General features: G+C 71.4%; 33 protein-coding genes. 18 read left to right on the forward strand and 15 right to left on the reverse strand.

Features of this window, described 5'->3' with window-relative positions; translation table 11 throughout:
- Positions 1–99 precede the first annotated feature (99 nt).
- Positions 100–1,446, reverse strand: coding sequence for an ABC transporter substrate-binding protein (locus tag ACIBTX_RS24325; RefSeq protein WP_357134762.1), 1,347 nt, complete (start codon positions 1,444–1,446; stop codon positions 100–102).
- A 250-nt stretch (positions 1,447–1,696) separates the two neighbouring features.
- Between ACIBTX_RS24325 and ACIBTX_RS24330 the strand changes: the two genes are divergently transcribed.
- Complete coding sequence (locus ACIBTX_RS24330; RefSeq protein ID WP_355052212.1) at positions 1,697–2,470, forward strand: peptidoglycan DD-metalloendopeptidase family protein; 774 nt, start codon at positions 1,697–1,699, stop codon at positions 2,468–2,470.
- A 48-nt stretch (positions 2,471–2,518) separates the two neighbouring features.
- On the opposite strand, the gene ACIBTX_RS24335 is transcribed toward ACIBTX_RS24330, so the two are convergent.
- From ACIBTX_RS24335 to ACIBTX_RS24355, 5 genes are all read right to left on the reverse strand, one after another.
- Entirely contained in the window at positions 2,519–3,013 is a 495-nt protein-coding gene (locus tag ACIBTX_RS24335; protein ID WP_357398970.1) for a TspO/MBR family protein, read from the reverse strand.
- Positions 3,014–3,165: 152 nt separating this feature from the next.
- A complete protein-coding gene (locus tag ACIBTX_RS24340) occupies positions 3,166–3,309 on the reverse strand; it encodes a GPGG-motif small membrane protein (RefSeq protein WP_007464364.1) in 144 nt (47 codons plus the stop codon).
- Positions 3,300–4,076 (reverse strand): metallophosphoesterase, encoded by a 777-nt coding sequence (locus tag ACIBTX_RS24345; protein WP_357174670.1) that lies wholly within the window; start codon positions 4,074–4,076, stop codon positions 3,300–3,302. The genes ACIBTX_RS24340 and ACIBTX_RS24345 overlap by 10 nt, the downstream gene beginning before the upstream one ends.
- Positions 4,077–4,086: 10 nt before the next feature.
- Positions 4,087–4,362, reverse strand: coding sequence for a hypothetical protein (locus ACIBTX_RS24350; protein ID WP_357134767.1), 276 nt, complete (start codon positions 4,360–4,362; stop codon positions 4,087–4,089).
- Positions 4,359–5,174, reverse strand: coding sequence for a nucleotidyltransferase (locus ACIBTX_RS24355; RefSeq protein ID WP_357134769.1), 816 nt, complete (start codon positions 5,172–5,174; stop codon positions 4,359–4,361). The genes ACIBTX_RS24350 and ACIBTX_RS24355 overlap by 4 nt, the downstream gene beginning before the upstream one ends.
- Here ACIBTX_RS24355 and ACIBTX_RS24360 point away from each other — a divergent pair.
- A complete protein-coding gene (locus ACIBTX_RS24360; protein ID WP_357134771.1) occupies positions 5,110–5,844 on the forward strand; it encodes a thymidylate kinase in 735 nt (244 codons plus the stop codon). The genes ACIBTX_RS24355 and ACIBTX_RS24360 overlap by 65 nt on opposite strands.
- On the opposite strand, the gene ACIBTX_RS24365 is transcribed toward ACIBTX_RS24360, so the two are convergent.
- Positions 5,829–6,521, reverse strand: coding sequence for an SDR family NAD(P)-dependent oxidoreductase (locus tag ACIBTX_RS24365; protein ID WP_357134772.1), 693 nt, complete (start codon positions 6,519–6,521; stop codon positions 5,829–5,831). The two genes, ACIBTX_RS24360 and ACIBTX_RS24365, sit on opposite strands and share 16 nt — an antisense overlap.
- A 94-nt stretch (positions 6,522–6,615) precedes the next feature.
- On the opposite strand from ACIBTX_RS24365, the gene ACIBTX_RS24370 reads away from it, so the two are divergent.
- The 4 genes from ACIBTX_RS24370 (at position 6,616) to ACIBTX_RS24385 (ending at position 10,964) form a co-directional block, all read left to right on the forward strand.
- The gene (locus ACIBTX_RS24370) at positions 6,616–7,632 is read left to right on the forward strand and encodes an NAD-dependent epimerase/dehydratase family protein (protein WP_357134773.1); all 1,017 of its coding nucleotides are present in this window, start codon (positions 6,616–6,618) and stop codon (positions 7,630–7,632) included.
- A gap of 74 nt (positions 7,633–7,706) precedes the next feature.
- The gene (locus ACIBTX_RS24375; RefSeq protein WP_357134775.1) at positions 7,707–8,621 is read left to right on the forward strand and encodes a MurR/RpiR family transcriptional regulator; all 915 of its coding nucleotides are present in this window, start codon (positions 7,707–7,709) and stop codon (positions 8,619–8,621) included.
- Positions 8,618–9,574, forward strand: a complete 957-nt coding sequence (gene murQ / locus ACIBTX_RS24380) for an N-acetylmuramic acid 6-phosphate etherase (RefSeq protein ID WP_357134777.1) — start codon at positions 8,618–8,620, stop codon at positions 9,572–9,574. The genes ACIBTX_RS24375 and murQ overlap by 4 nt, the downstream gene beginning before the upstream one ends.
- Before the next feature lie 400 nt (positions 9,575–9,974).
- Positions 9,975–10,964, forward strand: coding sequence for a sigma-70 family RNA polymerase sigma factor (locus ACIBTX_RS24385; protein ID WP_355052221.1), 990 nt, complete (start codon positions 9,975–9,977; stop codon positions 10,962–10,964).
- Between the two features lie 60 nt (positions 10,965–11,024).
- Here ACIBTX_RS24385 and ACIBTX_RS24390 read toward each other — a convergent pair whose 3' ends face one another.
- Positions 11,025–12,002 (reverse strand): NlpC/P60 family protein, encoded by a 978-nt coding sequence (locus tag ACIBTX_RS24390; RefSeq protein ID WP_357134779.1) that lies wholly within the window; start codon positions 12,000–12,002, stop codon positions 11,025–11,027.
- Positions 12,003–12,545: 543 nt separating this feature from the next.
- Here ACIBTX_RS24390 and ACIBTX_RS24395 point away from each other — a divergent pair.
- Positions 12,546–13,028, forward strand: coding sequence for a DUF6232 family protein (locus tag ACIBTX_RS24395; protein WP_357134781.1), 483 nt, complete (start codon positions 12,546–12,548; stop codon positions 13,026–13,028).
- A 24-nt stretch (positions 13,029–13,052) separates the two neighbouring features.
- Here the strand turns inward: ACIBTX_RS24395 and ACIBTX_RS24400 are convergent, their stop codons facing one another.
- Complete coding sequence (locus ACIBTX_RS24400; protein WP_355052224.1) at positions 13,053–13,379, reverse strand: DUF3817 domain-containing protein; 327 nt, start codon at positions 13,377–13,379, stop codon at positions 13,053–13,055.
- Between the two features lie 26 nt (positions 13,380–13,405).
- A complete protein-coding gene (locus tag ACIBTX_RS24405) occupies positions 13,406–13,828 on the reverse strand; it encodes a hypothetical protein (RefSeq protein WP_357174682.1) in 423 nt (140 codons plus the stop codon).
- A gap of 130 nt (positions 13,829–13,958) precedes the next feature.
- Here ACIBTX_RS24405 and ACIBTX_RS24410 point away from each other — a divergent pair, with 130 nt between their 5' ends.
- From ACIBTX_RS24410 to ACIBTX_RS24420, 3 genes are read left to right on the forward strand one after another with little or no spacing between them, the layout of a single operon-like run.
- Positions 13,959–14,297 carry a DUF6158 family protein gene (locus tag ACIBTX_RS24410; RefSeq protein ID WP_357134784.1) on the forward strand — a complete coding sequence of 113 codons (339 nt, stop codon included), beginning with the start codon at positions 13,959–13,961 and terminating at the stop codon, positions 14,295–14,297.
- Positions 14,297–14,623 (forward strand): hypothetical protein, encoded by a 327-nt coding sequence (locus ACIBTX_RS24415; protein WP_357134786.1) that lies wholly within the window; start codon positions 14,297–14,299, stop codon positions 14,621–14,623. Before ACIBTX_RS24410 ends, ACIBTX_RS24415 begins: the two co-directional genes overlap by 1 nt.
- 52 nt (positions 14,624–14,675) lie before the next feature.
- On the forward strand, positions 14,676–15,212 hold the full coding sequence (locus ACIBTX_RS24420) for a DUF1360 domain-containing protein (RefSeq protein WP_357134787.1): 537 nt from the start codon (positions 14,676–14,678) through the stop codon (positions 15,210–15,212).
- A 54-nt stretch (positions 15,213–15,266) separates the two neighbouring features.
- On the opposite strand, the gene ACIBTX_RS24425 is transcribed toward ACIBTX_RS24420, so the two are convergent.
- From ACIBTX_RS24425 to ACIBTX_RS24435, 3 genes are all read right to left on the reverse strand, one after another.
- Entirely contained in the window at positions 15,267–15,461 is a 195-nt protein-coding gene (locus tag ACIBTX_RS24425) for a hypothetical protein (RefSeq protein ID WP_357174685.1), read from the reverse strand.
- A gap of 48 nt (positions 15,462–15,509) precedes the next feature.
- Entirely contained in the window at positions 15,510–15,743 is a 234-nt protein-coding gene (locus ACIBTX_RS24430) for a hypothetical protein (protein ID WP_396833075.1), read from the reverse strand.
- Between the two features lie 267 nt (positions 15,744–16,010).
- Positions 16,011–17,105, reverse strand: a complete 1,095-nt coding sequence (locus ACIBTX_RS24435; RefSeq protein WP_357174688.1) for a 3-deoxy-7-phosphoheptulonate synthase — start codon at positions 17,103–17,105, stop codon at positions 16,011–16,013.
- Positions 17,106–17,378: 273 nt separating this feature from the next.
- Between ACIBTX_RS24435 and ACIBTX_RS24440 the strand changes: the two genes are divergently transcribed.
- Positions 17,379–17,597 (forward strand): hypothetical protein, encoded by a 219-nt coding sequence (locus tag ACIBTX_RS24440; protein ID WP_363661573.1) that lies wholly within the window; start codon positions 17,379–17,381, stop codon positions 17,595–17,597.
- Here the strand turns inward: ACIBTX_RS24440 and ACIBTX_RS24445 are convergent.
- Positions 17,564–18,298, reverse strand: a complete 735-nt coding sequence (locus ACIBTX_RS24445; RefSeq protein WP_363661574.1) for a phosphodiesterase — start codon at positions 18,296–18,298, stop codon at positions 17,564–17,566. The genes ACIBTX_RS24440 and ACIBTX_RS24445 overlap by 34 nt on opposite strands.
- Positions 18,299–18,404: 106 nt before the next feature.
- On the opposite strand from ACIBTX_RS24445, the gene ACIBTX_RS24450 reads away from it, so the two are divergent.
- The 4 genes from ACIBTX_RS24450 (at position 18,405) to ACIBTX_RS24465 (ending at position 22,787) form a co-directional block, all read left to right on the forward strand.
- Complete coding sequence (locus ACIBTX_RS24450; protein WP_357134795.1) at positions 18,405–19,697, forward strand: pitrilysin family protein; 1,293 nt, start codon at positions 18,405–18,407, stop codon at positions 19,695–19,697.
- On the forward strand, positions 19,694–21,034 hold the full coding sequence (locus tag ACIBTX_RS24455) for a pitrilysin family protein (RefSeq protein WP_357134797.1): 1,341 nt from the start codon (positions 19,694–19,696) through the stop codon (positions 21,032–21,034). Before ACIBTX_RS24450 ends, ACIBTX_RS24455 begins: the two co-directional genes overlap by 4 nt.
- 151 nt (positions 21,035–21,185) lie before the next feature.
- Entirely contained in the window at positions 21,186–22,211 is a 1,026-nt protein-coding gene (locus ACIBTX_RS24460; protein ID WP_357134799.1) for an aspartate-semialdehyde dehydrogenase, read from the forward strand.
- A gap of 135 nt (positions 22,212–22,346) precedes the next feature.
- Positions 22,347–22,787: a PPOX class F420-dependent oxidoreductase gene (locus ACIBTX_RS24465; protein ID WP_357134800.1), complete on the forward strand. Its 441-nt coding sequence runs from the start codon at positions 22,347–22,349 to the stop codon at positions 22,785–22,787.
- Positions 22,788–22,809: 22 nt separating this feature from the next.
- Here the strand turns inward: ACIBTX_RS24465 and ACIBTX_RS24470 are convergent, their stop codons facing one another.
- Complete coding sequence (locus ACIBTX_RS24470) at positions 22,810–23,391, reverse strand: nucleotidyltransferase family protein (protein ID WP_357134802.1); 582 nt, start codon at positions 23,389–23,391, stop codon at positions 22,810–22,812.
- A 203-nt stretch (positions 23,392–23,594) separates the two neighbouring features.
- On the opposite strand from ACIBTX_RS24470, the gene ACIBTX_RS24475 reads away from it, so the two are divergent.
- The 3 genes from ACIBTX_RS24475 (at position 23,595) to ACIBTX_RS24485 (ending at position 26,833) form a co-directional block, all read left to right on the forward strand.
- Positions 23,595–24,011 (forward strand): CBS domain-containing protein, encoded by a 417-nt coding sequence (locus tag ACIBTX_RS24475; RefSeq protein WP_355052239.1) that lies wholly within the window; start codon positions 23,595–23,597, stop codon positions 24,009–24,011.
- Between the two features lie 390 nt (positions 24,012–24,401).
- Positions 24,402–24,773 (forward strand): SCP2 sterol-binding domain-containing protein, encoded by a 372-nt coding sequence (locus tag ACIBTX_RS24480; protein ID WP_355052240.1) that lies wholly within the window; start codon positions 24,402–24,404, stop codon positions 24,771–24,773.
- On the forward strand, positions 24,773–26,833 hold the full coding sequence (locus ACIBTX_RS24485; RefSeq protein WP_357133678.1) for a glycogen debranching N-terminal domain-containing protein: 2,061 nt from the start codon (positions 24,773–24,775) through the stop codon (positions 26,831–26,833). Before ACIBTX_RS24480 ends, ACIBTX_RS24485 begins: the two co-directional genes overlap by 1 nt.
- Positions 26,834–26,953 lie beyond the last annotated feature (120 nt).

The following is a 26,953-nucleotide window of genomic DNA, read 5'->3' on the forward strand; positions in this document are numbered from 1 at the left end:
GGGGGCGGGGGGTCCATGCAAAACAAAACACCCCCCCCCGGGGGGGCGGGGGGGGGGGGGGGCCCGGCCCCCCCCCCCCCCCCGGCCCCACCGCCGTGATCACTTCGGCCAGCTGCTCTCGATGCCCTGGAGCACCGGGGCGGTCGGCTTGCCGTTCAGCCAGTCGATCATGCCCTTCCAGAACGTCCCCGCGCCGACGGCGGCCGGCATCAGGTCGGATCCGTCGAAGCGGAAGGTGCCCGTCTTGTCCTGCAGGATCTGGACGGACAGCTTGTCGATCGGGCTGGCCACGTTGGCGATGTCCAGCTTGTTGTTCGCCGTGACCCAGTTGCCGAGCTTCGCGCGGCTGTTCACGTACTCGCCGGAGGCGAGGTAGGTCTGCACCGCCTGCACCTCGGGACGGTCGGCGTACGCGACGACGAACTCGCCAGCGCCCAGGACCGGCTTGCCCTTGGCCGGGTCGATGGTCGGGAAGTAGAACGCGAACGCGTCCCCGTTCTCGTCCACCTTGGTGCCCTCGGGGAACTGGTTGGCGTAGAACGACGCCTGCCGGTGCATCGCGCACTTGCCGGTGGTCACCGGCAGACCCGCCTCCTGGAAGGCGGTGGTGGTGATGCTCTTGACGCCGCCGAAGCCGCCGTTGACGTACTTCTCGTTCTTGAGGATGCTGCCGGCGCGGTCGACCGCGTCGACGATCCTCGGGTCGTTGAACGGGATGGCGTGGGTGGTCCACTGGTCGTAGACCTCGGGGCCCTGCGTCCGCAGGATCACGTCCTCGATCCAGTCGGTGGCCGGCCAGCCGGTGGCGTCACCGGACTCGACGCCCACGCACCACGGCTTCATGCCGCTGGCGGCGATCTTGTCGCTCAGCGCGATGAGCTGGTCCCAGGTGGTCGGAACCTCCCAGCCCTTCTCCTTGAAGGTCTTGGGGGAGTACCAGACGAAGGACTTGACGTTCGCGCCGAGCGGCACGCCGTAGAGCGTTCCGTTGACGGTGCCGTACTTCAGCCAGTCGGCCGGCATGTTCTGCTCGGCCATGGTCTTGGTGTCGGCGCCGAGGGACTTCAGCTTGCCGGCGTCCGCGAACCGCTTCACGAGGCCCGGCTGGGGCACGAACGCGATGTCGGGGGCGTTACCGCCGTCGACCCGGACGGGGAGCTGCGCCTCGAACTCGCCGCTGCCCTCGTAGGCGATCTCGATGCCGGTGCAGTCGGTGAACTGCGACCAGGAACGCTCGAGCAGGTCGGCCTCGGCGTCACGGATGGACGCGTAGATCGAGACCTTCTTGCCGTCGTTGCCCTGATACTTCTCGTACGGGGCACATTCGGCGGAACCCGCCTTGTCGCTCTTCTTGTCATTGCCGGTACCGCAAGCGGTGGCGCTGAACGCCAGCCCGAGTACACCGGCGATCACGAAGGCCTGGCGTGGTCTGGTAAAGACCGCCATGCCGTCCTCCTTCCTAGCCGGCGTGGTCTCCGCTGGTGACCCGCGCCGGTCCGATTGGGCGTGCACACATGTAAGCGCTTGCATCAGGTCTGGTCCACCCCCTGTCAGACACGAGCGAGTAACAATCCCGAAACCTCGTGTCCGCCGGCTGGGCGCGTTCCCGGGCGCAGATCCGGCCTCTTCCGGAGACTGGCGATTTCTGTCAGGCTGGAGGCACCTCATCGAAGGTTTTGCACATAGGAGGAGCTGGATGCGTAAGCGGTGGATCAGCCTGCTGGTGACCGGCCTGCTCGTCGGAGGGGCCGTCGCGCCGGCGAGCCCGGCCCTGGCCGCGCCGAGCTTCAAGGTGCCGTTCCCGTGCGGTCAAGCCTGGTCGGGACAGACCCGGTCGGACCACAGCCCGGCGTACGCCGTGGACTTCAATCGCACCGACGACCTGGGCGACCCGGTGGTGGCGAGCGCGCCCGGCACGGTCGACCGGGTCACCGACCTCGGCGGCACCAGTTACGGCAAGTACGTCCGGATCGACCACGGTGGCGGTTACACGACCTACTACGCCCACCTCAACGGCTTCAACGTCTCGGTCGGGCAGACTGTCGGGTACGGCAAGGTGATCGGCTGGGTCGGCAGCACCGGCGGGTCCACCGGCCCGCACCTGCACTACGAGCAGCGCCTCAACGGCAACGACGTGCAGGTCCGGTTCAACGGCACCCTCGGCCTGTACTGGGGGACCAAGACCTATACCAGCGACAACGGTTGCTCGTCGGGCAGCGGTAACGGCACGGTCGACACCAGTGGCACGCCGCTGACCGTCCGCTCCGGCCCCGGCACCGGGTACGCCTCGGTGGGCACCGTCGCCGACGGCACCCGGGTGACCATCTCCTGCCAGACCAGCGGCACCACCGTCACCGGTACCTACGGCACCAGCTCGATCTGGGACCGCATCGGTAGCGGCCGCTACATCGCCGACGCGTACGTCTACACCGGTTACGACGGATACATCCCGAACGTGCCCCGCTGCTGACCTCTGGTGGTCTCCGGCGGGGTGACCCGCCGGAGACCGGTCGGGCGGTCAGGCGTTGAGCCGCCAGATCGACAGATTCAGCGCGGCGGCGAAGGTGACCCACGCCCAGTACGGCAGCAGCAGCGCGGCCGCGACCCGGGACACCCGGGCGAAGAGCACCACGGTGAGGCCGATCGCCAGCCACATCACCACGATCTCGGCGAACGCCAGCCCGTACCGACCCGCGCCGAAGAACAGCGGCGTCCAGATGGCGTTGAGCACGAGTTGGGCGGACCAGGCCCACAGGGCGGGGGAGAAGCCGACCCGACGCCAGACCAGCCAACCGGCGACCGCGATCAGCGCGTAGAGGACCGTCCAGACCGGGCCGAAGAGCCACGACGGCGGCGCCCAGTCCGGCTGGCGCAGGCTCGCGTACTCGTCGGTGGTGCCCCGCACACCGAGCCCGCCGATCGCGGCCGCGACGAAGACCGCCGCCGCGAAGGCGGCGAGCGCCCAGCGCGACCGCCGACCGGAGGTCGGCCCTGCCTCGCGAGATGTCTCCATCGTCGAGATGTTTCCGCCCGGCGTCCGGTCAAACCCAAAAAAAAGCGCCGGGGCCGCTGCGGCCGGTGCTTCTGTCGGGAGGACGAAGCTCCGGTCGCGGCGACCCCGACGGGTCCCGGTGTTCGTGAGGATGTGGTTATGGGGTACGAGCGTCAATTGAAGATGCTGACACCACCCGGGCCGACGAGCAGCCCGACGACGATGAGGACGATGCCCCACAGGATCTGCCGGCGGAACAGCGCGAGGATGCCGGCGACCACGAGTACGACTGCGAGAATCCAGAGAATCAGCTCCATGACCTCTGAATACCCGACCCTCCGATCGGGGAAACCTGCTCCGTGTCGAGTTGATCCCCAACATGAAAGACGCTGTACGCCTGCTTGATCACCGGGTGCGCCACGTTGCGGACGCGTACCCCGCCCGGGGTCATGCCGCGCTCGGTTCCGGCGTGCGCGTGCCCGTGCAGGGCCAGGGCGGTCGGCGCCGAGTCGATCGCCTGCCCCAACTGGTACGACCCCAGGAACGGGTAGATCTCCAGCGGCTCGCCGACCAGCGTGTCCGGGACCGGGGCGTAGTGCGTGAGCGCGACCAGCATGTCGCATTCCAGCGAGCGCAGGGCCTCTCCCAGGCGGTCCGCGCTCTCGTTGGTGGTCCGGACGAACGCCTTCATCTCCGGCTCGCCGAAGTCGCTCGCGCACCGGCCGGCGAAACCCCCGCCGAAGCCCTTGACCCCCGCGATGCCGAGCCGGCCGCCCGCACAGTCCAGGACGACGCCGTTGCCCTCCAGTACGGTGATGCCCGCGTCCTCGAGCACCTTCACCACCTGCGGCACCTGATCACACTGGTGGTCGTGGTTGCCCAGCACGGTGACCACCGGTACGGCGAGCCCACCGAACTCCTGCGCGACGCAGCGCGCCTCGGCCTCGGTGCCGTGCCGGGTCAGGTCGCCGGCCAGCAGCAGCACGTCGGCGCACTCCGGCAGCTCCTCCAGCGCCGGGCGGAACCGGCCGACCACGTCCTCGTCCAGATGCACGTCGCCCACGGCGGCGATCCGGATCACCATGAAACCTCCCTCAGGGCAGTTGCTCGATCTCCGTGGGCGCCTGGACGCGGATCACCCCGATGTCGCTGGTGATCGGCACGTCCGGGAAACGCTCCGCCACGAGACGCAGGATCTCCTCCCGCCGGTGCGGGCTCTCCACCTCGCCGTAAAGCACCAGGACGTCATCGCGTCGGATGACGGTGATCCCCTGTTCGGCGACGGCCGGATCCTCGGTGAGCGACCGTTGGATCTCCGCTTCGACGTACTCGTCGGGTGGCGCCGCGCCACCGGCCTGATCGTTCGTCACGGTGTCTCCTCTCCTGCCGGGGTGCCGGGCTCCGGCACCACCTCCAGCCGGTCCAGCAACACCAGGAACGCCTCGGCGTACGGCGAGTGCTGCGTCTCCTTGCGTACCCGTTCCCAGTCGATCTGCTCCCGTAGCGACCGGGCCAGCGGCAGGCCGCGGGCGAAGTCGCAGTAGTGCTGCGAGAAGCTGAGCAGCTTGTGCACCATGAGCTGGGTGGCGGACAGGACCGGCATGTGGATGGCGTCCACCGGCCGTACGACGGTGTCGGCGAACGTCTCCTCGGTCACCGGCGTCTCGATGGGCCGGTGGATCAGGTCCACCATCCGCTCCTCGTCGAAGACCTTGACGAGCCAGTCCTCCGGCGGTCGCTCGGCGCGGAAGCCGGCGGCGACCAGCGCCTCCAGCGACCGTTCGACGTCGGCCTCGCGAATGAGGAAGTCGACGTCGTGGTCGCTGGAGTGGCCGCCGTGGGCATAGACGGCGAAGCTGCCGCCCAGGGCGAACGGGATCTCGGACTGCTTGAGCACGGCGGCGACCTTCTTCAGGGTGTGCACCAGACTCTCGTCCCCGCGCTCAGCCATCTGGATCTCCCGTCGGTCGTGTCGTGGTGGACAGGCGGTTGGATTCGAACTCCCGTACCCGGCATTCCGGTCGCCCACACCTGCTCTGGTCGCGGGCGGGTGCCAACCGGAGCAAACGGGAACAAAGATCGCAGGAGGCGGGCATCGGTCGGATAACCTGTCGAGGGTGGCCAGACCATCGGGGACGCGACGCCGCAAGGCCCGGTTGCGCACCGTCGCTCTGATCGGCATCGACGGCTCGGGCAAGACCACTCAGGCACACCGACTGGCGGACGCGCTCAACGCGGCCGGCCGCCCCGCGACGTACCGCCGCAACGCCAGCGGGCGTCGCTGGCTCGGGCGGCTCGCCCACCGTCTCGGCCTACCGGACGCGCAACGCCTCGTCGGGCGCGACGGCGTCCTCGCGGTGGAGTCCGTACTGCGCTGGCTGGCCATCGCCGCGGCCCTGCTCGGTTGCCTGTTCACCGGCCGGACGGCCGTCATGGACCGCTACTCGGCCTGCCAGTACGCCAGCATCCGCGCCCACGGCGGGCACCGCTGGGAACGACTGGCGCGGGCCGGCTACCGGCTGTTCCCGACGCCGCAGGTGACCTTCCTGCTCGCCGTCGACCCGGCGGAGGCCTACCGGCGCATCGAGGAGCGCGGCACCGACCACGAGTCGATGGGCTGGTTGACCGCGGCGGACACCGCCTACCGGACCCTGCCCGAGTACCCGAGCTTCGTACTCGTCGACGCGGGCCGGCCCGCCGAGGAGGTGACCGAGCAGATCCAGGCCCACCTGTCGTCCTGGCTGCCGTCGGACATCCGACCCGACCCGGCGCGGCCGTCGACCGGGACGCCACCGACACCGGATCAGGCCGGGCCCGGCGACGTGCCGCTGCTGGTTCAGGCGCGTCCGTAGACCGGAACGGTGGCCCCGCTGGTCGGCGCCGAGTCCGCCGAGGCGAGGAAACGGATCACCGGCGCGATCTCGGCCGGGCTGACCCACCGCGCGTGGTCGGCGTCGGGCTGCGCGGCCCGGTTCGTCGGGGTGTCGATGACGCTGGGCAGCACGGTGTTGCAGCGGACCCCGCGCGAGCGGTACTCCACCGCGACGGCGTTGGCGAAGGCCAGCACCGCGGCCTTGGCCGTGACGTAACCGGCCGCCCCGGCGAACGGGCTGACCGCCGCGCGGGCGGAGACGCACACCACCGCGCCGCCTCCGGCCGCCACCAGGTGCGGCAGCGCGGCCTGCGTGACCAGGTACGTGGGGCGCAGGTTGACGGTGAGCATCCGCTCGAACTCCTCGACCGGTGTCTCGTGCACCAGGCCGCCGCTCGCGTACCCGCCGACCAGGTTCACCACCGCCCGCAGCGGCGCCGCCGGATCGGCCGCGGCGGCCTCGACCACCCGCGCCACGTCCGCCGGCTCGGTCAGGTCCGCGCCGAGCGAGACCAGCCCGTCCGCCGCCGGCTCCGACCCGGCGGGCCCACCCCTTCGTGGTACGACCACCCGCCAGCCCGCCTCGACAAAGGAGGCAACGACCGCGCCGCCCAACCCGCCGCCCCCACCGGTCACCACCACACTCCGCCCCACCATCCCCAAACGCTAACCCCCACCCCGCCCCGGGTGGTGTGTCTGCTGAGAGCAGAGGGGGTGGGTTTTTCGGGGTGGGGCGGCGCAGGATCGGGGCATGGCGCGGATTCTGGTTCTTGGGGGTACCCGGTTTCTTGGTCGGGCGGTGGCTCGGCTCGCCGTCGCGCGGGGGCATGAGGTGACCTGCGCGGCGCGGGGCGTGTCCGGCGCCGTACCGGAGGGGGCGCGGTTCGTGTCGGTGGACCGCGACGACCCGGCGGCGCTGACGCCGCTCGCCGGTCAGGGTTTCGACGCCGTGGTGGACGTGACGCGCCAGATCAGCCACGCCCGGTACGCGCTCGCCGCGCTGGCCGACCACGTCGGTCACTGGTCGTTCGTGTCGACGATGTCGGTGTACGCGGACAACACGACCCCGGGTCTCTCCGCGGCGAACGCGCCGGTGTTGCCGCCTCCGCCGTCGGACGTGGACGGACCGGGCCCGGACTTCCGCTGGTACGGCGAGTGCAAGGTCGCCATCGAGCAGCTGGTCCGCGAGCGGATGGGCGTGGACAGGTCGTTCATCTGCCGGGCCGGGCTGATCGTCGGAGCCGAGGATTCGAGTAACCGCTTCCCGTACTGGGTGCGACGGCTGGCCCGTGGCGGCGAAATTCTCGCGCCGGGGGAGCCGACCGACCGGGTGCAGTTCGTGGACGTCGAGGACCTGGCCGGCTGGCTGCTGCACGCCGGCGACACCCGGCTCAGCGGCACGTACGACGGGAACGGGCCGACGATGTCCCGGGCGGAGCTGCTGGCCGGGGTGGCCGCCGGGCTGGGCGTGGAGGATCCCCGTCTCACCTGGGTGGATCAGGACTTCCTGCGCGAGCACGACGTACGCGAGTGGTGGGGGGAGCGGGCACTGCCCCTGTGGGTACGGCTGCCGGAGTTCGCCGGCCTGATGGACCGGGACGTCTCCGCGGCGCTGGCCGCCGGGTTGGTCGTCCGTCCGCTCGCCGACACCGTTCGGGTGACGGCCGCCTGGATGAGGGCCGACCCGGGTGACGTACCGCAGGGTGGACTCGACCCGGCGGATGAGGCGGCGGTCCTGGGTGCGTGGCACGCTGTGCGAATGGCGTGATCCGGATCGTCGACACTTTCCCACCACGTACGGTGATGGTTGACGCTCACGCTTGGTGAAAGTAAGTTTCACCCGTGGCGAAGAGTCCGAAGATTTCTGCGAGTCACGAGCCTGGTGGACTGATCGTCCACATCAGCGGGCTCCTGCCGTCGCTGTCGCCCGCCGAGCAGCGGGTCGCCCGACTTGTCGTGTCCGACCCGGCCGCCGCCGCGCGGAGGACCATCACCGACCTCGCCACCGCAGCGGAGACATCGGAGGCGACCGTCATCCGGTTCTGCCGGTCGGTCGGGATGGACGGCTACCCGCAACTGCGCATCCGGCTCGCCGCCGAGGCCGCCCGTCGCGTCGAACCTCCGGACGCCCGGGTCGTCGGTGGTGACATCCCGCCCGGCGCGGATCTCGCCCAGATCATCGCCACCATCGCGTTCAACGACGCACGAGCTGTCGAGGAGACCGCCGAACAGCTCGACCCGGCCGTCTGCGAGCAGGTCGTCGAGGCGATCGCCGGCGCTGGCCGGATCGACATCTACGGCGCCGGGGCCAGTGGGTTCGTCGCCTCGGACTTCCAGCAGAAGCTGCACCGCATCGGCCGGATCGCCTTCTACTTCCCGGACGTGCACACCGCGCTGACCTCGGCCGCCCTGCTCGGTCGCGGCGACGTGGCGATCGGCATCTCGCACACCGGCACCACCTCGGACGTGATCGAGGTGCTGGAACAGGCCCGGACGCGTGGCGCGAGCACCGTGGCGCTGACCAACTTCCCGCGCTCGCCGATCACCGAGGTCGCCGACTTCGTCCTGACCACCGCGGCCCGCGAGACGACCTACCGCTCGGGTGCCACGGCCAGCCGTCTGGCGCAGCTCACCGTCGTCGACTGCCTCTTCGTCGGGGTGGCCGCCCGCAACCGGTCCCGGGCCCGCAAGGCCCTCGAGGCGACCGCCGAGGCGGTCCAGTCGCACCGGGTGGGCGCGAGCCGGAGGCGGGGATGACGCCCGGCTCGGTCGAGCCGGACAAGGACAAGGCAGCACCACCCACCCGCCCCACGGTCCGGGTGGCCGCGCCCACCGAACGGCGTAACCCGCTCAGCGTCGACCTCGACCTGATGTCGACCCGGGACGTCCTCACCGTGATCAACGACGCCGACCGACGGGTGCCGGCGGCGGTCGCCGCGGTGCTCGACGAGATCGCCGCGACGGTCGACCTGGCCGTCGCGGCGCTGCGCGGCGGCCACCGGGTGCACTACTTCGGGGCCGGCACCTCCGGCCGGCTGGGCGTGCTCGACGCGGCCGAACTTGCGCCCACCTTCAACTCGCCCCGGGACTGGTTCTGCGCCCACCTCGCCGGCGGCCCGGACGCCATGCTGCGCGCCGTCGAGGACGCCGAAGACGACGACCGGGGCGGCGCGATCGAGGCGGCCGGCTGTGTGCGAGCCGGTGACCTCGTGGTCGGTCTGGCGGCCAGCGGACGCACCCCGTACGTCCTCGGGGCGCTCGCCGCATCCCGCTCCACGGGCGCCTCGACGGTGCTGCTCTGCGCGAATCCGGAGGCGGAGGCCGCTCGGTCGGTCGACGTGTTCATCGGGGTGGACACCGGACCCGAGGTGGTCACCGGGTCGACCCGGATGAAGGCGGGCACGGCGCAGAAGTTGGTGCTGAACGCGTTCTCGACCGCCGTCATGGTGCGCCTGGGGCGGGTCTACTCGAACCTCATGATCGATATGGTTGCCACCAACGCCAAGCTCCGGGGCCGAATGATCTCGATCCTGGTCGAGGCGACCGGGTGTTCCGAGGAGGTCTCCCGGCGGGCCCTCGGCGAGGCCGACGGCGACCTGAAGACGGCGCTCGTCACCCTGGTCTCCGGGGCCGAGGTGACCGCCGCGCGGGCCGCCCTCGCCCGCTCCGCCGACCAGGTACGCGGGGCCCTCGCGCTGCTCGCCTCCTGAGCGCGCCCCACCCGGGAAGCGAACGGGGCTCCGGATTGTTCATCGGGGCGGAGGGTAATAACACCTCGTGGATGAACCGACCGGTCCACCGCTGCGTATCTGGCAGTGACCAGGATCGCAGCGCGGTGGTGACCCGGGTCGCTGTGTCAGCGCGGCGGGCGGTGTTGCCTATGGTGCGGGCGATCGGCGATTCGTCGATCCGCCAACCCGTCCGAGGTGCCCAGCGGCGCGCCACCCGGCGGGTGCTGACAGCAAACATGGACCGTGCTCTCAGCAACTACTCAGGCATTCGTGACACTTTCGACTCACGAAATGGAACACCCGACACGTCTCATCTGTTGTGTAGGTGTCAGCACCGGTGGGCACAGCAGAAGTTACCAGGGCTGACCGGACGTGGGGAATGGCAAGGAACCGGGCAACCGGCGCGAGCGAGGGGACCGTGGGCAACGTGGACAAGAACATTGGCATGCGAACCGACGAGGTCGCCGAGGAGCGTGACCTGGTCGGCGTCTACCTGCACGAGATCTCCCGGACGCCACTGCTGGACGCCGCCAAGGAGGTCGATCTCTCCAAGGCGATCGAGGCGGGCCTCTACGCCGAGCACCTGCTCGGCGAGGATGCCGTTCCCGACGGTGTCGACCGGGCCGACCTGGATCGGCTGGTCGCCGAGGGTGAGCGCGCGAAGGACCTCTTCATCCGCGCCAACCTGCGACTGGTCGTGTCGATCGCGCGTCGTTACGTACGCTCGGGGATGCCCATGCTGGACCTGATCCAGGAGGGCAACACCGGCCTCGTCCGAGCGGTCGAGAAGTTCGACTACGAGCGTGGCTACAAGTTCTCCACCTACGCCACGTGGTGGATCCGTCAGGCCATCAGCCGGGCGATCGCCCAGCAGGAGCGCACCGTCCGGCTGCCGGTGCACCTGGTGGAGGACGTCAACCGGATGCGCAACGTGACCCGGCAACTCACCCGTGAGCTGGGCAGCGACCCGGAGCCGGAGCAGATCGCGGCATCGCTCGGGGTCACCGTCGAGCGGGTCAACGAGCTGCGCCGCTGGTCGCAGGACACGGTTTCGCTGGACACCCCGGTCGGCGACGACGGCGACACCAACCTCGGTGACCTGGTCGCCGACAGCGACGCGCCGTCCCCGGAGGACATCGTCCTGAGCGGCCTCGAGCGGCAGCGCATCGAGGGGCTGCTCAACCACCTCGACGACCGGTCCGCCGGCATCATGCGGGCCCGCTACGGCCTGGAGGACGGCCGCGAGCACTCGCTGACCGAGGTCGCGTCCCGCTTCTCGCTGTCCCGCGAGCGGATCCGGCAGCTTGAGATCCAGGCCCTCGGCCGGCTCCGCGAGCTGGCTCGGGCCGAGGGGCTGCAGGCAGCCTGACCTGGTAGTAATGACGGCGAACGGCCGGCGTCCGATAGGGGGACGCCGGCCGTTCACCGTCTAGCGGACCCTGCCGTACCCGTGGATCGACATCATGTTCATGCCGCGCTTGAGCACGTTGCGACCGGCGCTCGGCGCGTCGATCACCTGCCCGTCGCCCACGTAGAGCGCGACGTGCCCCAGACCGCTGTAGAAGATGAGGTCTCCGGGTCGCAGATCGCCTCGGCCGATGTGTGCGACCGCCCCCCACTGCATCCGCGCGCTGTGTGGCAGCGATCGTCCGGCCGCCCGCCAGGCGGCCAGGGTGAGCCCGGAGCAGTCGTAGCCGCCCGGCCCCTCACCTGCCCAGACGTACGGCTTGCCGATCGCGCCGAAGGCGTAGCGCACCGCCGCGCCGGCATCTCCGGCGATCGCAGGTACGTTTCGGGCCTCGGCCTCGGTCGCCTTGGGCGCGGGCCGCTCGGTGGCCGCCCCGTACGCCTGTCGGCGCAGCTCGTACAACTCGGCCAGGTCCTTCTCGATGCGCGTCTTGCCCGCCGCCAACTCGTGGGCCTGGGCGGCCTGCCGGGCCAGGGTGGCGTCCAGCCGATTCTTCTCGTCGAGCAGTCGCCGCTGGTTGTCGGTGAAGCCGGAGATGCGCTCCTGACGCTGTCGGGTCAGCTGGTCGAGGGTGCCGAGCCGGTCCAGCATGGCGGCGGCGCCGCCGGGCCGGAGCAGCGCGTCGGCGGTACGCAGACCGCCGCTTCGGTACGCGGTGTTGGCGAGTGCGGCGACGTCCGCCCGGCTCTGCTCGGCCTGCTGTTCGAGCGGGCCGATGCGGGCCTGTAATCGGGCCACCGCTGCTTTGTTGACCTTGATGTCCTCGGTGAGCTTGTTGTACGACTCCACGACCCGCTCCAGCTCGGCCGAGGACGTCTCGATCCGGCGGGTCAGGTCGGCGGGGGACGGCTCGGCGTGCGCCGCCGCCGTCGGGGCGATCAGGGCGGCCGACAGGCCGACCAGCGCCACGGTACGCAGCAGGGTTCTCAGGGATGACAAGAGCGAGAGGCTCCTCTCCCACGGCCGCCGACGGGGCTGCTGACGCCCTCGGCGACACCGGCCGGGGTCGTCCGGGTGGACGACACTGGGCCGGACCGGCTCGCCCAACCTAACCCGGGACGGTTGTGCTGCGCAGTTGAAGCAGGGGCGAATGTTGACCAAGTGGCAGGAAGTGCCACTGCGGAACCACAGCGTCAATGGGGCCGCCGACACGGGGGTGAAGGCTTCTGCGGCGCTTTTGCTTGCGATTTTGACCGATATGCGACTTTCGTCGTTCCCGGCGCATGCCGCCGGTTAACAGCGCGCCATACCCGATAAAAGGTGAAATGGATGCTGTTTCGCGACGATGTCGCCCGGACGGGTGAGCCGTCCGCTGCCGTAAATGCCCAGGTGCAGTGGCGGTGCCCCAACACAATGGAGCCCGGGGCCGGGAATCCCGTCATCGGCGGCTCACGCCGGTGGTCACGGGATCCGACCCGACAGACCGCACCCGCGGGAGGATCCGTGAATCGTGAAGGCGCAACGACGCGACCGCAACGAACGGTGCCCAGTGCCAGGTCCACGCTGCTCTACGCGCGACCCGGCATCATCGTCACCGTCGACCGGTTCACCGTCGGACGCACCAGCTACCGCATCCCCGACCTGACCAACCTGCGTACCACCCGAGGGCCGCACGACCGGATCGCCGTCCGGGCCGTCGTGACCACCGCCTCCATGATCGGCGTGGTCGGCCTGCTCCTCGGCTTCAGTGGCGGCCTACAGCGGTTGACCGCCGGGGCGTACCTCATCCTCGGAGCGGTCCTTCTGCTGCCGGCCACCCTCGCCCTCGTCGGTGACCGCTGGCGGCCACCGCCGTACGAGCTGTGGGGATGGCACCGGGGCGCGGAGGTGCTGCTCTTCAGCGCCGACGACGAGCGGCAGTTCGGTCAGGTCACCCGGGCGCTGCTGCGCGCCCGGGAGGTCAACCGGTACGGCGGTTGGGTCGACCCGGTCGCCTCGGCCGACCCCTGGCGGCCGAACCGCTGATCGGACAGCCCTCAGGGCCCCCGGTCAGCCGGCGACCGGCTCCGGCGTACGGGTGGCCGGCCGGTCGAGCCAGGCGGTGACGCGACGCTCGGCGTAGAACGAGACGAACGGCACGGTGCCGGCCAGCATCACCAGGAGCATCCGCTTCAGCGGCCAGTCGGCCCGGCGACTCAGGTCGAACGCGGCCACCAGATAGATCATGTAGAGGAAGCCGTGCGCCGGGCCGACGGTCTCCACCACCGTCGGGTTGTCGAACGCGTACTTCAGCGGCATCCCGATCACGACCAGCAGGATCAGCACCACGCCCACGATCCAGGCGATCACGCGGTACCGAGTAAGGGCTGCGCCCACTTCGTCCGTCCTTCTTCAGGCCCGGCTCAGCCGGGATAGTCACCGGGCCGGGCGCCCGGATTGGCGTTCAACCATGACAGGTAGTCGTTGTACGCGGCCAGCGCCGCGTCGTCACCGAGCGTCGCGTCGACCGGCGCCCTGGTCACCCGCACCGGTCGGCGTACCGCCGGTCGGGAGTCGGCGCTCGCGGCCGGGGCCGGCTCGTCGGCCGGAGCGCCGGGAGACACCGTGCCGCCCTGCGCGCCGCGCCGGGCCAGCCGCACCTCGCGCCACCAGACGTACACCACGAAGCCGGCGAAGATCGGCCACTCGACGGCGTACCCCCAGCTGAGGTTGTTGCCGGCGGTGGCCCGGCTGATCTGCCACCAGCCCAGCCCGAGGAAGCTCCCGACCAGCACGACCATGGCCACGTGACGTGCGATCCACGCCGGGGTCCAGAGCCACCTCATGGCGTCGAGGGTACCGGGGACGGCGGCGCTCTCCGACACGGTGTCGTAGCTGGCGCGCGGACGGGATGGTTTGGTGTCACCCGGGGTGGGCATCCGTCTAGGCGCCAGCCCAAACGAGACCAGGGGGGCGATGATGACCGGATCGGTACGCGAGGACGGGTTTGCGTCCAGCGGCGGTACGGAGATGAGCCCGGAGCAGCGGGTGCCCGAGTGGGACGGCGACCACTTCGCCGACCCCGGGGGCGCCGAACTCGACGGCGACGCGGTCGGCGTCGACCCGACGGAGCTGACCGACGACGATCTGATCCGCGAGATGCACAGCCTGCACCGCACCCGGCTGGACACGCTGCGGCACGCGGCGGATTCCGCGCTCGCGAACCATCTGCGGCGCACGGCGGATCTGGAGACCGAGTACCTGGCGCGCCACCCGGGCCGGGAGGTCGACCCGAGCCGTCTGCGGGACGCCTGATGGCGGCCCGAGCCGTGCGTGGCATGTCCGCGCCGCCCGAGGTGGTCTTCAACACGGCCACCGACCCGGCCCGAGCCTCGGCCTGGTTGCCCGCGCCACTGCGATCCGACGGGAGCCCTCCGGCCGAGGTCAGCGGGGAGGAACTGCGGGCCCGCTGGGGTGACGCCGACTGGGCAGCCGAGATCCGGGTGGATCCGGCCGACTCCGGCGGCGCGCGGATCCAGCTCGACCTGACCGACGGCTCCGGTGCCGACCCGGACCAGTTGGCCGACGAGGCGCTGGCCAACCTCGCCCGCGAGGTCGCCGACAACCTGCAGGCCGGTTGAGACACGCCGACCGTTCGGAACTTTCGTACCACGACGACATGGAAGGAGACCGGTGACCGACACTGGCCTGCGACAGAGGGTGGCGCGGCTGCGCCGGGCGTACGCGCCGCACGAGCATCGACCGCTCGGCGGCTACCTGGCGGCGATGGGCACCTACGCGGGCGTCACCGGAGCGCTCGCCGGCCTGGTCAAGGTGACCGGGCGGCCGGTACCCGAGCGTCCCGCCGTCGCCGATGTGGTGCTCCTCTCCATCGCCACGCACAAGCTCAGCCGGCTGCTGTCCAAGGACGCGGTGACCAGCCCGCTGCGGGCCCCGTTCACCCGATACGACCGGCCGATCGGCAGCGGCGAGGTGATGGAGCAGGTCCGCGACTCGGGCAGCTCCACCCGGCACGCCATCGGCGAGTTGCTGAGCTGCCCGTTCTGCCTGGCGGTCTGGGTGGCGACGGGGCTCACCGGGGGACTGGTGCTCGCCCCCCGGCTGACGCGTCTGGTGGCGACCGCGCTCACCGCCGTGGCAGCCTCCGACTTCCTCCAGATGGCGTACGCCTCGGCCCAGCAGGCCGCCGAGGGCGGACACGACGACTGACGAGCAGACGCGAGGAGGGGGCCGGCATCTGCCGGCCCCCTCCTGTCGTACGCGTCACCGCTGCATGCCGGACCAGCCGTGCGGCGACTCCGGCTCGCGCTCGTCCTCGTCCGCGCCCGTGATGATGTCGCGGTCCACCGCCGTGCGGTCGTGCTCGTTGGCGAAGTCCGGCTCGGGCGTGGTGTCCGTGCCCTCCGGCGGCTGGCCCAGCGCCGGGACCTTCTCCTCGTGGTTCTCGTGGTGCGTCATGGTGTCGTCCCTTCGCGTCGCTGGGCTCGCTGGCTGCGCTCGTTCCGCTCAGGCGACGCTGCCACCCAGCAGGTCGCTGGCCTCGTCCACCGCGTACTCGCCCTCGGGCAACGCGTCGATGCGGGCGAGCAGGTCCGGCGGGAGTTCGGCGGCGACCGCCTGGCGGTAGATCTCCGCCTGCTGGATGCGCTCCTGGCCCCGGAAGATGTCGTCCAGCAGGTCGTCGAGGGCCCGGGTGTCCGGCTCGTCGGCCACGGATGCGTCGTCGGTCACGTTGGTCAGCTACCCGGGCCGGAATCGGTCAAACGTCACGCCCTGCGCCTGCCCCGTGCCTACCGACAGCGCCGCCCCCGGCCTCGTGAGCCGGGGGCGGCGCTGGTGTCGGTGTGTAGGTCGCCTCTCGGCGAGTGGCGCGACGCGGCTCCAGCCGAACGGTATTCCGCGAGGGCTATTTAGGTGAGGCCCGGGGACACTGAGCACACCGACACCTCAGTTAACCAGGCCGCACCCACTCGTGTTCCGCGCACCGCAGTGCCGGCCGTCACACCCTCAGGCGGCGGTGGGCAGGGTGGCCCGGCGCGCGCGCACGGCGGTGGCCAGTGCGGCGAGCACCTCGGCGGTGTCGTCCCAGCCGAGGCAGGCGTCCGTCACCGAACGGCCGTACACCAGCTCGCGGGTGGGATCGAGGTCCTGCCGGCCGGGCAGGAGGAACGACTCCAGCATCACGCCGGTGATTCCGCGCTGGCCGGCGGCCAGTTGGGCGGCCACGTCGGCGGCGACCAGTGGTTGGTTGCGGTGGTCCTTGCCGCTGTTGGCGTGGCTGGCGTCGATCACCAGACGCTCGGGCAGCCCGGCGGCCCGGAGCAGGTCGAGCGCCCCCGCCACCGACGCCGCGTCGTAGTTGGGTCGACCGCCGCCGCCACGGAGCACCAGGTGACCGTCGGTGTTCCCCCGCGTGTGCATGATCGCGGGGGTGCCCGAGAAGTCGATGCCCGGGAACACGTGCGGCACTCCCGCGGCGCGGATCGCGTCCACGGCCGTGCCGATGCTGCCGTCGGGGCGGTTCTTCATGCCGATCGGCATGGACAGGCCGGAGGCGAGCTGCCGGTGCACCTGGCTCTCCACGGTGCGGGCGCCGATCGCGCCCCAGCCCACCGTGTCGGCGATGTACTGCGGGGTGATCGGGTCGAGGAACTCGCAGCCCACCGGCAGGCCGAGGCGCAGGACGTCGAGCAGCAGCGCACGGGCTCGACGCAGGCCGGTGTTGACGTCGCCGCTGCCGTCCAGCCCGGGGTCGTTGATCAGACCCTTCCAGCCGACCGTCGAGCGGGGTTTCTCGAAGTAGACCCGCATGACGATGAGCAGGTCGTCGGCGAGCCGGTCGGCGGCGGCGCGCAGGCGCTCGGCGTACTCCAGCGCGGCGGCCGGGTCGTGCACCGAGCACGGGCCGACCACCACCAGCAGGCGGTCGTCCTCGCGGTCGAGAACGCGGCTCACCGCGCGGCGGTCGTTCAACACGGCCGCGGCGAGCGGGGCGTCCAGGGGCAACTCGTGGTGCAGCAGGGCGGGTGTGGTCAGCGGCACGACGCGGTCGATCCGCTGGTCGCTGACCCGATCGGTCTCCGGGGTCGTCACGGTGGGCATCCTTTCGCCGACCGTGCCCGGGGCCGGTGCCCGGGACGAGCCGGCTGCTCGTACGCAGAGGGGCGGGAACGACAGCTCCTGCCCGGCCGGCTCGGTCCGTGGTGACGTCAGATCATGGTGAAGTCACCGGCGTGCCAGCCGGCTGCCTAAACCATGGATACGTCCTCATCACCGGGCCAGCCTACCCGACCGGGCCGGGCTCGCCCGTCCCTCGTCCCAGGATGCGGCGTGAACACCGCGTGCGAAGGTCGGGCCCGGGGTAACAGGGGTGCCATGACTGACGAGCAGAGCGATCAGGAGCGGGCGGAGTCCCGCGCCCACCACCTCCTTCCCGAGGAGGTCGCCGCGGGCAGTGACGATCCGCAGGCGCAGGCGGAGGCCATCCTCGCCGAATCGGACCTGCGCGAGGCGGACCAGAACGCGGCCCCCGACACGGTGCTGGAACGGCGCACCTCGGGTCAGACCGTGGTGGCCGTCGAGCCGCCGGACTGAACCGTCGCGCCGCGGGCCCGGCGTGACCCCCGGTAGGTCTGCTCGCGCAGCCAGCCGAGCGGACCGGCCGCCCGCAGGCCGGCCGGCAGGTTGCGCACCGGGTCGAACGCGAGCGCGGCGTCCTGGCGGGCGTCCAGCGGGACGCCGATGCCGACCTGGCCGACCGGCCGCCACGGCCCCACGGCGGACGCGACCGCGAGCACCAGGCGCGGCGCGTCCGTCCGGGCCGCGGCCGTGACGGCGGACAGGGTACGACCGAGGTCGACGGCCTCCGGGTCGGCCAACGCGGCCAACCAGAGTCGGCGACGACCCGCGCGATAGCCCATGATCGTGCTGTACGTCCCGGAGAACCCCCGGCGGGGCAGTGGCAGGTTCCGCAGCACCGAAGCCGCCCCGCTGGAGCTGACCAGCAGGTCGAACGGACGCCCCTGGCCGGAGTGCACGCGCAGGGCCAAACCCAGCACGTCCGGCCACCCGCCCGGCGTCGGCGTCCCCCGGGACAGGCGGACCGTGCCCGCGTACTCACCGGGGTCGTCCAGGAGGCCGACCCCGACGGGCGGTCCGGGCGTACCCCAGATCGTCACCAGGGCGGAGAACGACGCGCCCGCCGGATGCAGCAACCGGCCGCGGCGCAGGCGGCCGAGCGCGGCGCTCGCGCGTTCGACGGCGCGGGCGGCGCGGCGTGGGGTCGGTCGGGTCATACCCCCTGCGGTACCCCGAGCGGCGGACTCGATGCGGGCGGGTGGGTCGGCTCGCCGACGCACCGCACGTCACCTTTCCGTCCGCGAGATCGGATAGCGTCGTGCCATGCCCGACAGTGGTTACCCCTGGCCCATCGAGACGTCCCGACTGGACAACGGCCTGCGTGTGGTGGTGAGCGAGGATCGCACCGCGCCCGCGGTGGCCGTCAACCTCTGGTACGACGTCGGATCCCGGCACGAGCCGGCCGGGCAGACCGGCTTCGCCCATCTCTTCGAACACCTCATGTTCGAGGGCTCGGTGAACGTGGCGAAGACCGAACACATGAAGCTGATCCAGGGCTCCGGCGGCTCGCTGAACGCCACCACCAACCCGGACCGGACGAACTACTTCGAGACGGTCCCGGCCGAACACCTGGAGTTGGCGCTCTGGCTGGAGGCCGACCGGATGGGCGGGCTCGTCCCGGCGCTCACCCAGGAGACGCTGGACAACCAGCGCGAGGTGGTCAAGAACGAGCGCCGGCAGCGCTACGAGAACGTCCCGTACGGGGACGCCTGGCTGCGGCTGCTGCCGCTGCTCTACCCGCCGGGGCACCCGTACCACCACTCGACGATCGGTTCCATGGCCGACCTGAACGCCGCCGACCTCGCGACCTTCCAGGCGTTCCACGAGATGTACTACGCGCCGAACAACGCGGTGCTCACCGTCGTCGGCGACGCCACGGCCGCCGAGGTGTTCGCGCTGGCCGACAAGTACTTCGGCGCGTTGCCCGCCCGCGACGACATCCCCGCCGCCCCGGACGGCCGCAGCGTCCCGGCGACCGGGCAGCCCGCCGTGGAGACGGTGAGCGCCGACGTGCCCGCGCCGCGCGTCTACGTCGCGCACCGCGGCCACCCGTTCGGCACCCCCGGGTACGACGTGCTCACCGTCCTCGCCACGGTCCTCGGCAGCGGTCGGGGCAGTCGCCTCTACCAGCGGCTCGCCGACGGCGAGCGGATCGCCCAACCCGACCTGGTCGGCGCGTACGGGGTGGACCTCGCGCACGCGCCCGCGCCGCTGATCGCCACCGCCACGGCCCGGCCCGGGGTGAGCGCCGAACGGCTGACCGAAGGGCTCGCCGAGGTCGTCGACGAGCTGGCCACCGTGCCGGTCACCGCCGCCGAACTGGACCGGGCCAAGGCGCTGCTGAGCACCGCGTGGTGGCGGCAGATGTCGACGGTGGACGGCCGCGCGGACACGCTCGGCCGGTACGCCACCCAGTTCGGCGACCCTGCCCGGGCCGCCGACCGGCTGCCCGCCTGGCTCGCCGTGACCGCCGAGCAGATCGCCGAGACGGCCGCCGAGGTGCTCGGCGCCGCCGACCGGGTGACCCTGACCTACGTGCCCGAGGAGACCGCATGACGCTGATCACCGACCGTCCCGGCCCGGGTGCCGCTCGCCCGTACCGGTTCCCGCCGGTGGTCCGCCGCGCGGTAGGCGGCGGGCAGGTGGTCGCCGCGCACCTGCCCGGGCAGAACCTCGCCGTCGCGCTGCTGTTGCTCGACGCGGGCGCCGGCCGCGAGCTGGCCGGTAAGGAGGGCTTGGGCGGCGTCCTCGCCAAGGCCATGGAGGAGGGCACCGCGCAGCGGGACGCCACCGCGTACGCGCTGGCCATCGAGGCGTTGGGCACCGAACTGGTGACCGGGCTGGACTGGGACTCGTTCCAGGTCAGCGTGCAGGTCCCGGTGGACCGGTTGACCGCCGCCGTGGAACTGCTCGCCGAGGCCGTCCGGACGCCCCGGCTCGACCCGACCGACGTGCGGCGGGTCCGCGACGACGAGGCGAACGCGCTGCGCATGGACTGGGCCAACCCCGGTCCGCGCGCCGACGCCGCGCTGCGCGCCGACCTGTTCGGCGCCGACACGCGGTGGGGACGACCGATGTACGGCGACCCGGACTCGGTGGCCGCCCTGGACGTGGAGGACATCACCGTCTTCCACTCCGAGTGGTTCCTGCGGCCCGGCACCCTGGTCGTCGCCGGTGACCTGGACCGGATCGACCTGGACGCGCTGGCGGCCGCGGCGTTCGCCGGCACCGGAGGCGGTCCGGCCGAGCGCGGCGGTCCGGTCGAGGTGCCGCTGCGCGCCGGCCGGCGGATCATCCTGGTGGACCGGCCGGGCTCGGTGCAGTCCACGCTGCGGCTCGGTCACCCGTCGCCGCACCGGGCGCACCCCGACCACGTACCGATGACCCTCGCCGGCACGGTCCTCGGCGGGGCGTTCACCTCCCGGCTCAACCACCTCATCCGCGAGGTGCGCGGATACACGTACGGCATCCGGGGCGAGTTCGCCTCGTCCCGCCGGTTCGGCCGGTTCGCGGTCAGCTCGGGCGTGCAGACCGCGGTCACCACGCCGGCCCTGGTCGAGGCGGTGGGCGAGATCGCCCGTACGCAGGCGGACGGCGTGACCGAGGACGAGCTGGCGGTGGCCCGTTCCTGGCGGGCCGGGCAGCTCTCGGTCGAGTTGCAGAGCCCTCGGGCGATCGCGTCGGCGCTGACCACGCTCGTGGTGCACGACCTGCCGGACGACTACCACGCCCGGCTGCGCGAGGAACTGCTCAACGCCGACGTGGACCAGGTGTCGGCGGCAGCGGCCACCCACCTGCACACCGACGCGCTGACCCTGGTGGTCGAGGGCGACGCGGCAGTGATCCGAGAAGACCTGGAGTCCGCAGCCCTAGGAGACCTACACCTGCTGTAGACGCGTTGATCAAGAGGTTTGCGTCGGATTGCACGCGCTTCCTGACGCAAACCTCTTGATCAACGTGCCGGGCGCGGTCCGGTGTGAGGTGGGACCCGGGAGGTGGGAAAGGGGTCCCGGTTTCGGGGGTGGGGTGGGTAGCCTCCGGGGCATGAGGATCGGCATTGTGGGGGCCACCGGCCAGGTCGGTGGCGTGATGCGGCAGGTGCTGGCGGAGCGGGAGTTCCCCGCGGAGCAGGTGCGATTGTTCGCCTCGGCGCGTTCCGCGGGGCGTACGTTGCCGTGGCGCGACGGGGAGGTGACCGTCGAGGACGCCGCGACGGCGGACTACTCCGGGCTGGACATCGTGCTCTTCTCGGCAGGTAAGGGCACGGCCAGGGAGCTGGCTCCCCGGGTCGCCGAGGCCGGCGCCGTAGTGATCGACAACTCGTCGGCGTTCCGGATGGACCCGCTGGTGCCACTGGTGGTCGCCGAGGTCAACCCACACGCCGCGGCCGACCGCCCGAAGGGCATCATCGCTAACCCCAACTGCACGACGATGGCCGCGATGCCGGTGCTGCGCCCGCTGCACGCCGAGGCCGGTCTGATCGGCCTGGTCATCTCGACGTACCAGGCGGTCTCCGGCGCCGGGCTGGCCGGCGTCGCCGAACTGGACGAGCAGGTCCGCAAGGTCGCCGAGCACGCCTCGGCTCTGGCCTTCGACGGGTCGGCCGTGGAGTTCCCCGCGCCGCGCTCGTTCGCCGAGCCGATCGCCTTCAACGTGCTGCCGCTGGCCGGCTCGATCGTCGACGACGGCTCGTTCGAGACCGACGAGGAGCAGAAGCTCCGCAACGAGAGTCGCAAGATCCTGGAGATCCCCGACCTCAAGGTCTCCGGCACCTGCGTCCGGGTGCCGGTCTTCACCGGCCACTCGCTGCAGATCAACGCCCGCTTCGCGCGGCCGATCACGCCGCAGCGGGCCCACGAGCTGCTGGCCGACGCGCCCGGCGTCGCGCTCACCGCCGTGCCGACGCCGTTGCAGGCCGCCGGGCAGGACCCGACCTACGTGGGTCGCATCCGCGCCGACGAGACCGTCGAGTACGGGCTGGCGCTGTTCTGCTCCAACGACAACCTGCGCAAGGGCGCGGCGCTCAACGCCGTACAGCTCGCCGAGTTGGTCGCCGCCGAACGGCGCTGAGGATCACCGTCCCCTGCGGGCCCGGCCGGTCACGGTCCGGGCCCGCAGTCGGTGATGGGCGCCGGCACATCGGGAGCGGGACCGCGCCGGTCGTGTTTGGATGGACGAAGCCGACCGCGCCACCTGGAGGAAGTTGTGCCGGAGAATCCCAACCAGCAGGCGTTGACCGACCTGGTCGCCGGTCGTTCGATGGGCGTCCTCGCCACCATCAAACGTGACGGGCGACCGCAGCTGTCCACGGTGGTCTACTCGTTCGATCCCGCTGCCGGCCTGATCCGGGTATCCGTCACCGACGGCCGGGCCAAGACCGCCAACCTCCGTCGGGACCCGCGCGCCAGCTTCCACGTCAGCAGCGAGGACGGCTGGGCGTACACGGTCGTCGAGGGGCGTGCCGAGCTGACCGCCACGGCGGCCGACGTCGAGGACGCCACGGTCGAGGAACTGGTCGGGCTCTACCGGTCGTTGCGCGGCGAGCACCCGGACTGGGCCGAATACCGCAGCGCCATGGTTGCCGAGCAGCGGCTGGTGCTGCGCCTGCACGTGGAGCGGATGTACGGGATACCGCCCCGCTCCTGAGGGATCGCCGGCGGCTGCCGGCTCAGCCCGGCTCGACCACGGTCACCCCGGGCCAGCGATGCGCGGGCCGGTGACGGGCCAGCCGCTGTCGGGACCGCGCGACGTCCACCCGGGCCGGGTTGTGCCGCCACACCCCGCCGAGCAGGTCCGCGAGGCCGTACGGGGCGCAGACCTCCAGCTCACCACCCGCCGCCAGGCGCACGGCCACGGCCGTGGCGTACTCCGGCCAGGTGGCCACCGCCTCGGCGACGCTCCGGTACGGCGCGATCGGGTCACCGCCGAACTTCGAGGCGTACCAGGTGTGTACCGCCGCCTGGTTGCGCGCCTGCCACGGTGCAGCCGACCAGGCGGCGACCAGACGGTCGGTGGCCCGCTGGTCGTCCTCGCGGGACAACCTCGCCGGGTCGAAGAAGACCACGTCCACGTCACGGACGGTCGTCGGGTCGAACCCGTCGCCGTACCGCTCGCCCCAGACCAGGTCGCGCAGGGCGCCCGCGCCGATCCAGGCGTCGGGTAGGCCGGAGTCGCGGACCACGGTCAGTGCCCGGGTCAGCCAGGCGTTGCCGCCGATCAGCTCCCGCAGCTCACGCTCACCCGTCAGCACCTCGTCCACGGTAGGCGGCGTCGCCGAGGCTCGCTGCCCCGCGGCACCTTCCCGCTGCTGCCGATGTTCTACACCCTGACCAGCAGTGGTCTCTGCTGTCCGTGCCGCCTGCGTCGGCCACCCGGATAGCCGGTCGACCGATGGTGTTACCCCCTGCGGAGCGGCGGGTAGACGGGCCGTGCCGACACCGAGAGGGGAGCACCATGACAACGGTCGGAGAGTTCATGACGACCCGGTTGGTGACGATGGACGGCAACGACACGCTGATCGCCGCCGCGCAGGAGATGCGCGACAGCGCCATTGGTGACGTGGTGGTGACCGATGGCGACAGTGTCGTCGGTATCGTCACGGACCGGGACATCACGGTCCGGGGTGTCGCGGAGAACATGGACCCGGGCTCGACCCGGCTGAACCAGATAACCAGCCGCGATGTGATCACGGTGAGCCAGTACGACGACGCGGTGTCCGCCGCTGACCTGATGCGTACCTACGCCGTACGCCGGCTGCCGGTGGTCGACGAGGGCCGCCTGATCGGCCTGGTCTCGATGGGCGACCTCGCGGTCGAGCGTGAGCCGCAGTCGGTGCTGGCCGACATCAGCGCCGACGAGCCGAACAACTGACGCACGCAGCACAAGAGCGCCGGCCCTCCCATCCCGGAAGGGCCGGCGCCCCCTACCCCCCACCCCCACCCCCACCCGCCCCCTCCCGCCCTCAGCCCGCCCCCGGCCGGCCCCCAGCCCGCCCTCGGTCCGCCTCGCCCCGGTGATCAAGAGGTTCGCGTCACGACACGCCGAGAACGGTGACGCGAACCTCTTGATCACCGGGGCGGAAGGGCAGAGGGGTGGAGGGGGTGGGGAGGGGAGGAGGGGAGGGGGAGCGGGGGCGGTCACCCTATTTGGGCGAGGTTGGGTTGCTGGGGTCGGGGGACCCGTGCGGGGACGTGCATCGCGCGACGCGTGGCGCGCGGGGTGTGATCGCCGGGGCCCGGCCGACTGGGAGGAGTGGACCCGATGGTGGACGCGACCACGAGGTTCTTCGAGGAGCTGGACCGGCGGGGGTACGAGCCTCTGCTGGCGAAGACCTCCGGGACACTGCGGATCGACCTGCACGAGGGGGCACAGACCCGGCACTGGCTGCTGAAAATCGACCGTGGGCGGCTCAACGTGAGCCAGGAGGACAGCGAGGCCGACACGGTGATCGGCGCCAGCCCGATGCTGTTCGACGAGATAGCGGCCGGCCGTGAGCACGGCCTGGCGGCGCTGTTGCGTGGGGACATGACGGTGTCGGGGGACGCCCGGCTGGTGGTGCAGGTGGAGCGGATCTTCCCCGGGTCGCCGGACGCCCGTGGGCCGCGTCGCCGATTCGCGGGGGAGGTGCGGTGATGGGGCAGAGCAACACGATCCGGATCCTGGACGGCAGCACATTCGTCGTCTGTGAGGACACCGGTGACATCGAGGCGACGCCGAGCGAACCGACCGGGCTCTTCTCCCTCGACACCCGGTTCCTGTCGACGTGGGTGCTGAGCGTCAACGGTGAACGCCTCAACTCGCTCTCGTACGACGACCTGCAGTACTTCGAGTCCCGGTTCTTCCTCGTGCCGGGGATGGCCACCCACTACGTGGACGCGAAGTTGTCGATCATCCGCGAGCGCGCGGTCGGCGGCAGCTTCTGCGAGCGGCTCACCATCCTCAACCACGACGAGAAGGCGGTCGATCTGGAGATCCGGATGGACGCCGCGGCCGACTTCGCCGACCTGTTCCAGGTCAAGGACGAGATCCTGAACAAGAAGGGCGAGATCTATACCGAGGTCGAGGCCGACAAGCTGCGCCTGGGCTACCGCCGGGGCAACTTCCGGCGCGAAACGATCATCTCCTCGTCGATGTCGCCGCGCTACGACAACCGGGGTTTCGCGTACACCGTCCGCCTGGAACCGAATGAGCAGTGGGAGGCGCAGATCGACGTGCAGACGCGCGCGGTCGGCCCAGGGGACCGGGACCTGCGGATGGGTCTGCGCGTGCACGGCGGCGAGCGGCTGGCCCTGCAACACGACCTGGAGCAGTGGATCGCGGACGCGCCGAAGGTCAACAGTCAGTACGGACGGGTTGCCAGCACCTACCGGCGCAGCCTGATCGACCTCGCGGCGCTGCGCTTCTCGCCGCTGTCGCTCGGGGGCGCGACCCTGCCCGCGGCCGGTCTGCCCTGGTTCATGACCATGTTCGGCCGGGACAGCATCCTCACCTGCCTCCAGACGCTGCCGTTCACGCCGCAGTTGTCGAAGACGACGCTGCGCATCCTCGCGTCCCTCCAGGGCAGCCGGTTCGACGACTTCCGGGACGAGGACCCGGGACGGATCCTGCACGAGATGCGGTACGGCGAGACCGCCGCCTTCGAGGAGCAGCCACACTCGCCGTACTACGGCTCGGTGGACGCGACTCCGCTGTTCCTCGTGCTGCTCGACGAGTACGAGCGGTGGAGCGGGGACGTGGCGCTGGTCAAGGAGTTGGAGCAGGAGTCCCGGGCTGCGCTCAAGTGGATCGACAGTTACGCCGACCTGGTCGGCAACGGCTACATCTGGTACGAGCGCCGCAACACCGAGACCGGCCTGGAGAACCAGTGCTGGAAGGATTCCTGGGATTCGATCTCCTACTCCGACGGCACCCTGCCGCCGTTTCCCCGGGCCACCTGCGAGGTGCAGGGGTACGCGTACGACGCGAAGGTCCGCGCGGCGCGGATGGCCCGTCAGTTCTGGGACGACCCGGAGTTCGCCGACCAGTTGGAGCGGGAGGCGGCGGAGCTGAAGGAGCGGTTCAACCGGGACTGGTGGGTGGCCGACGGCGAGTACTACGCGCTGGCCCTGGACCCGGACGGTCGCCAGTGCGACATCCTCAGCTCCAACATCGGTCACCTGCTGTGGAGCGGGATCGTCGATCCGGCGCGGGCCGAAAAGCTGGCGGCGCACCTGGTCGGGCCGCGACTGTTCTCCGGCTGGGGGGTGCGCACGCTCGCCGAGGGGGAGGCCCGGTACAACCCGATCGGCTACCACAACGGCACGATCTGGCCGTTCGACAACTCGTTCATCGCCTGGGGCCTGCGTCGCTACGGGTTCGCCGAGGAGGCCGCCACCATCGCCAACGGCATCCTCGACGCGGCCACCTACTTCGACGGGCGGCTACCGGAGGCGTTCGGCGGCTACCCGCGGGAGCTGACCAAGTTCCCGGTCGAGTACCCCACGGCATGCAGTCCGCAGGCCTGGTCGACGGGTACGCCGCTGCTGCTGTTGCGCACCATGCTCGGTCTCGAACCGCACGACGGGCACCTGGCGGTCGAGCCGCGTCTCCCGGTCGGGATGGGCCGGATCGAAGTCCTGGACATTCCGGGCCGTTGGGGGCGGGTGGACGCCTTCGCCCGAGGTCGGCTCGATCTGCACAGTCTCTCCGACTGAGCCGCGCCCGGCACACCGGCGGCGGCGCGCCACCCGCGTCGCCGCCGGGCCGCCACCCAGGCGCGCCACCCGCGTCGCCGCCGGGCCGCCACCCAGGCGCGCCACCCGCGTCGCCGCCGG

It is taken from the genome of Micromonospora sp. NPDC049359, from assembly GCF_044466585.1.
Classification (GTDB): domain Bacteria; phylum Actinomycetota; class Actinomycetes; order Mycobacteriales; family Micromonosporaceae; genus Micromonospora.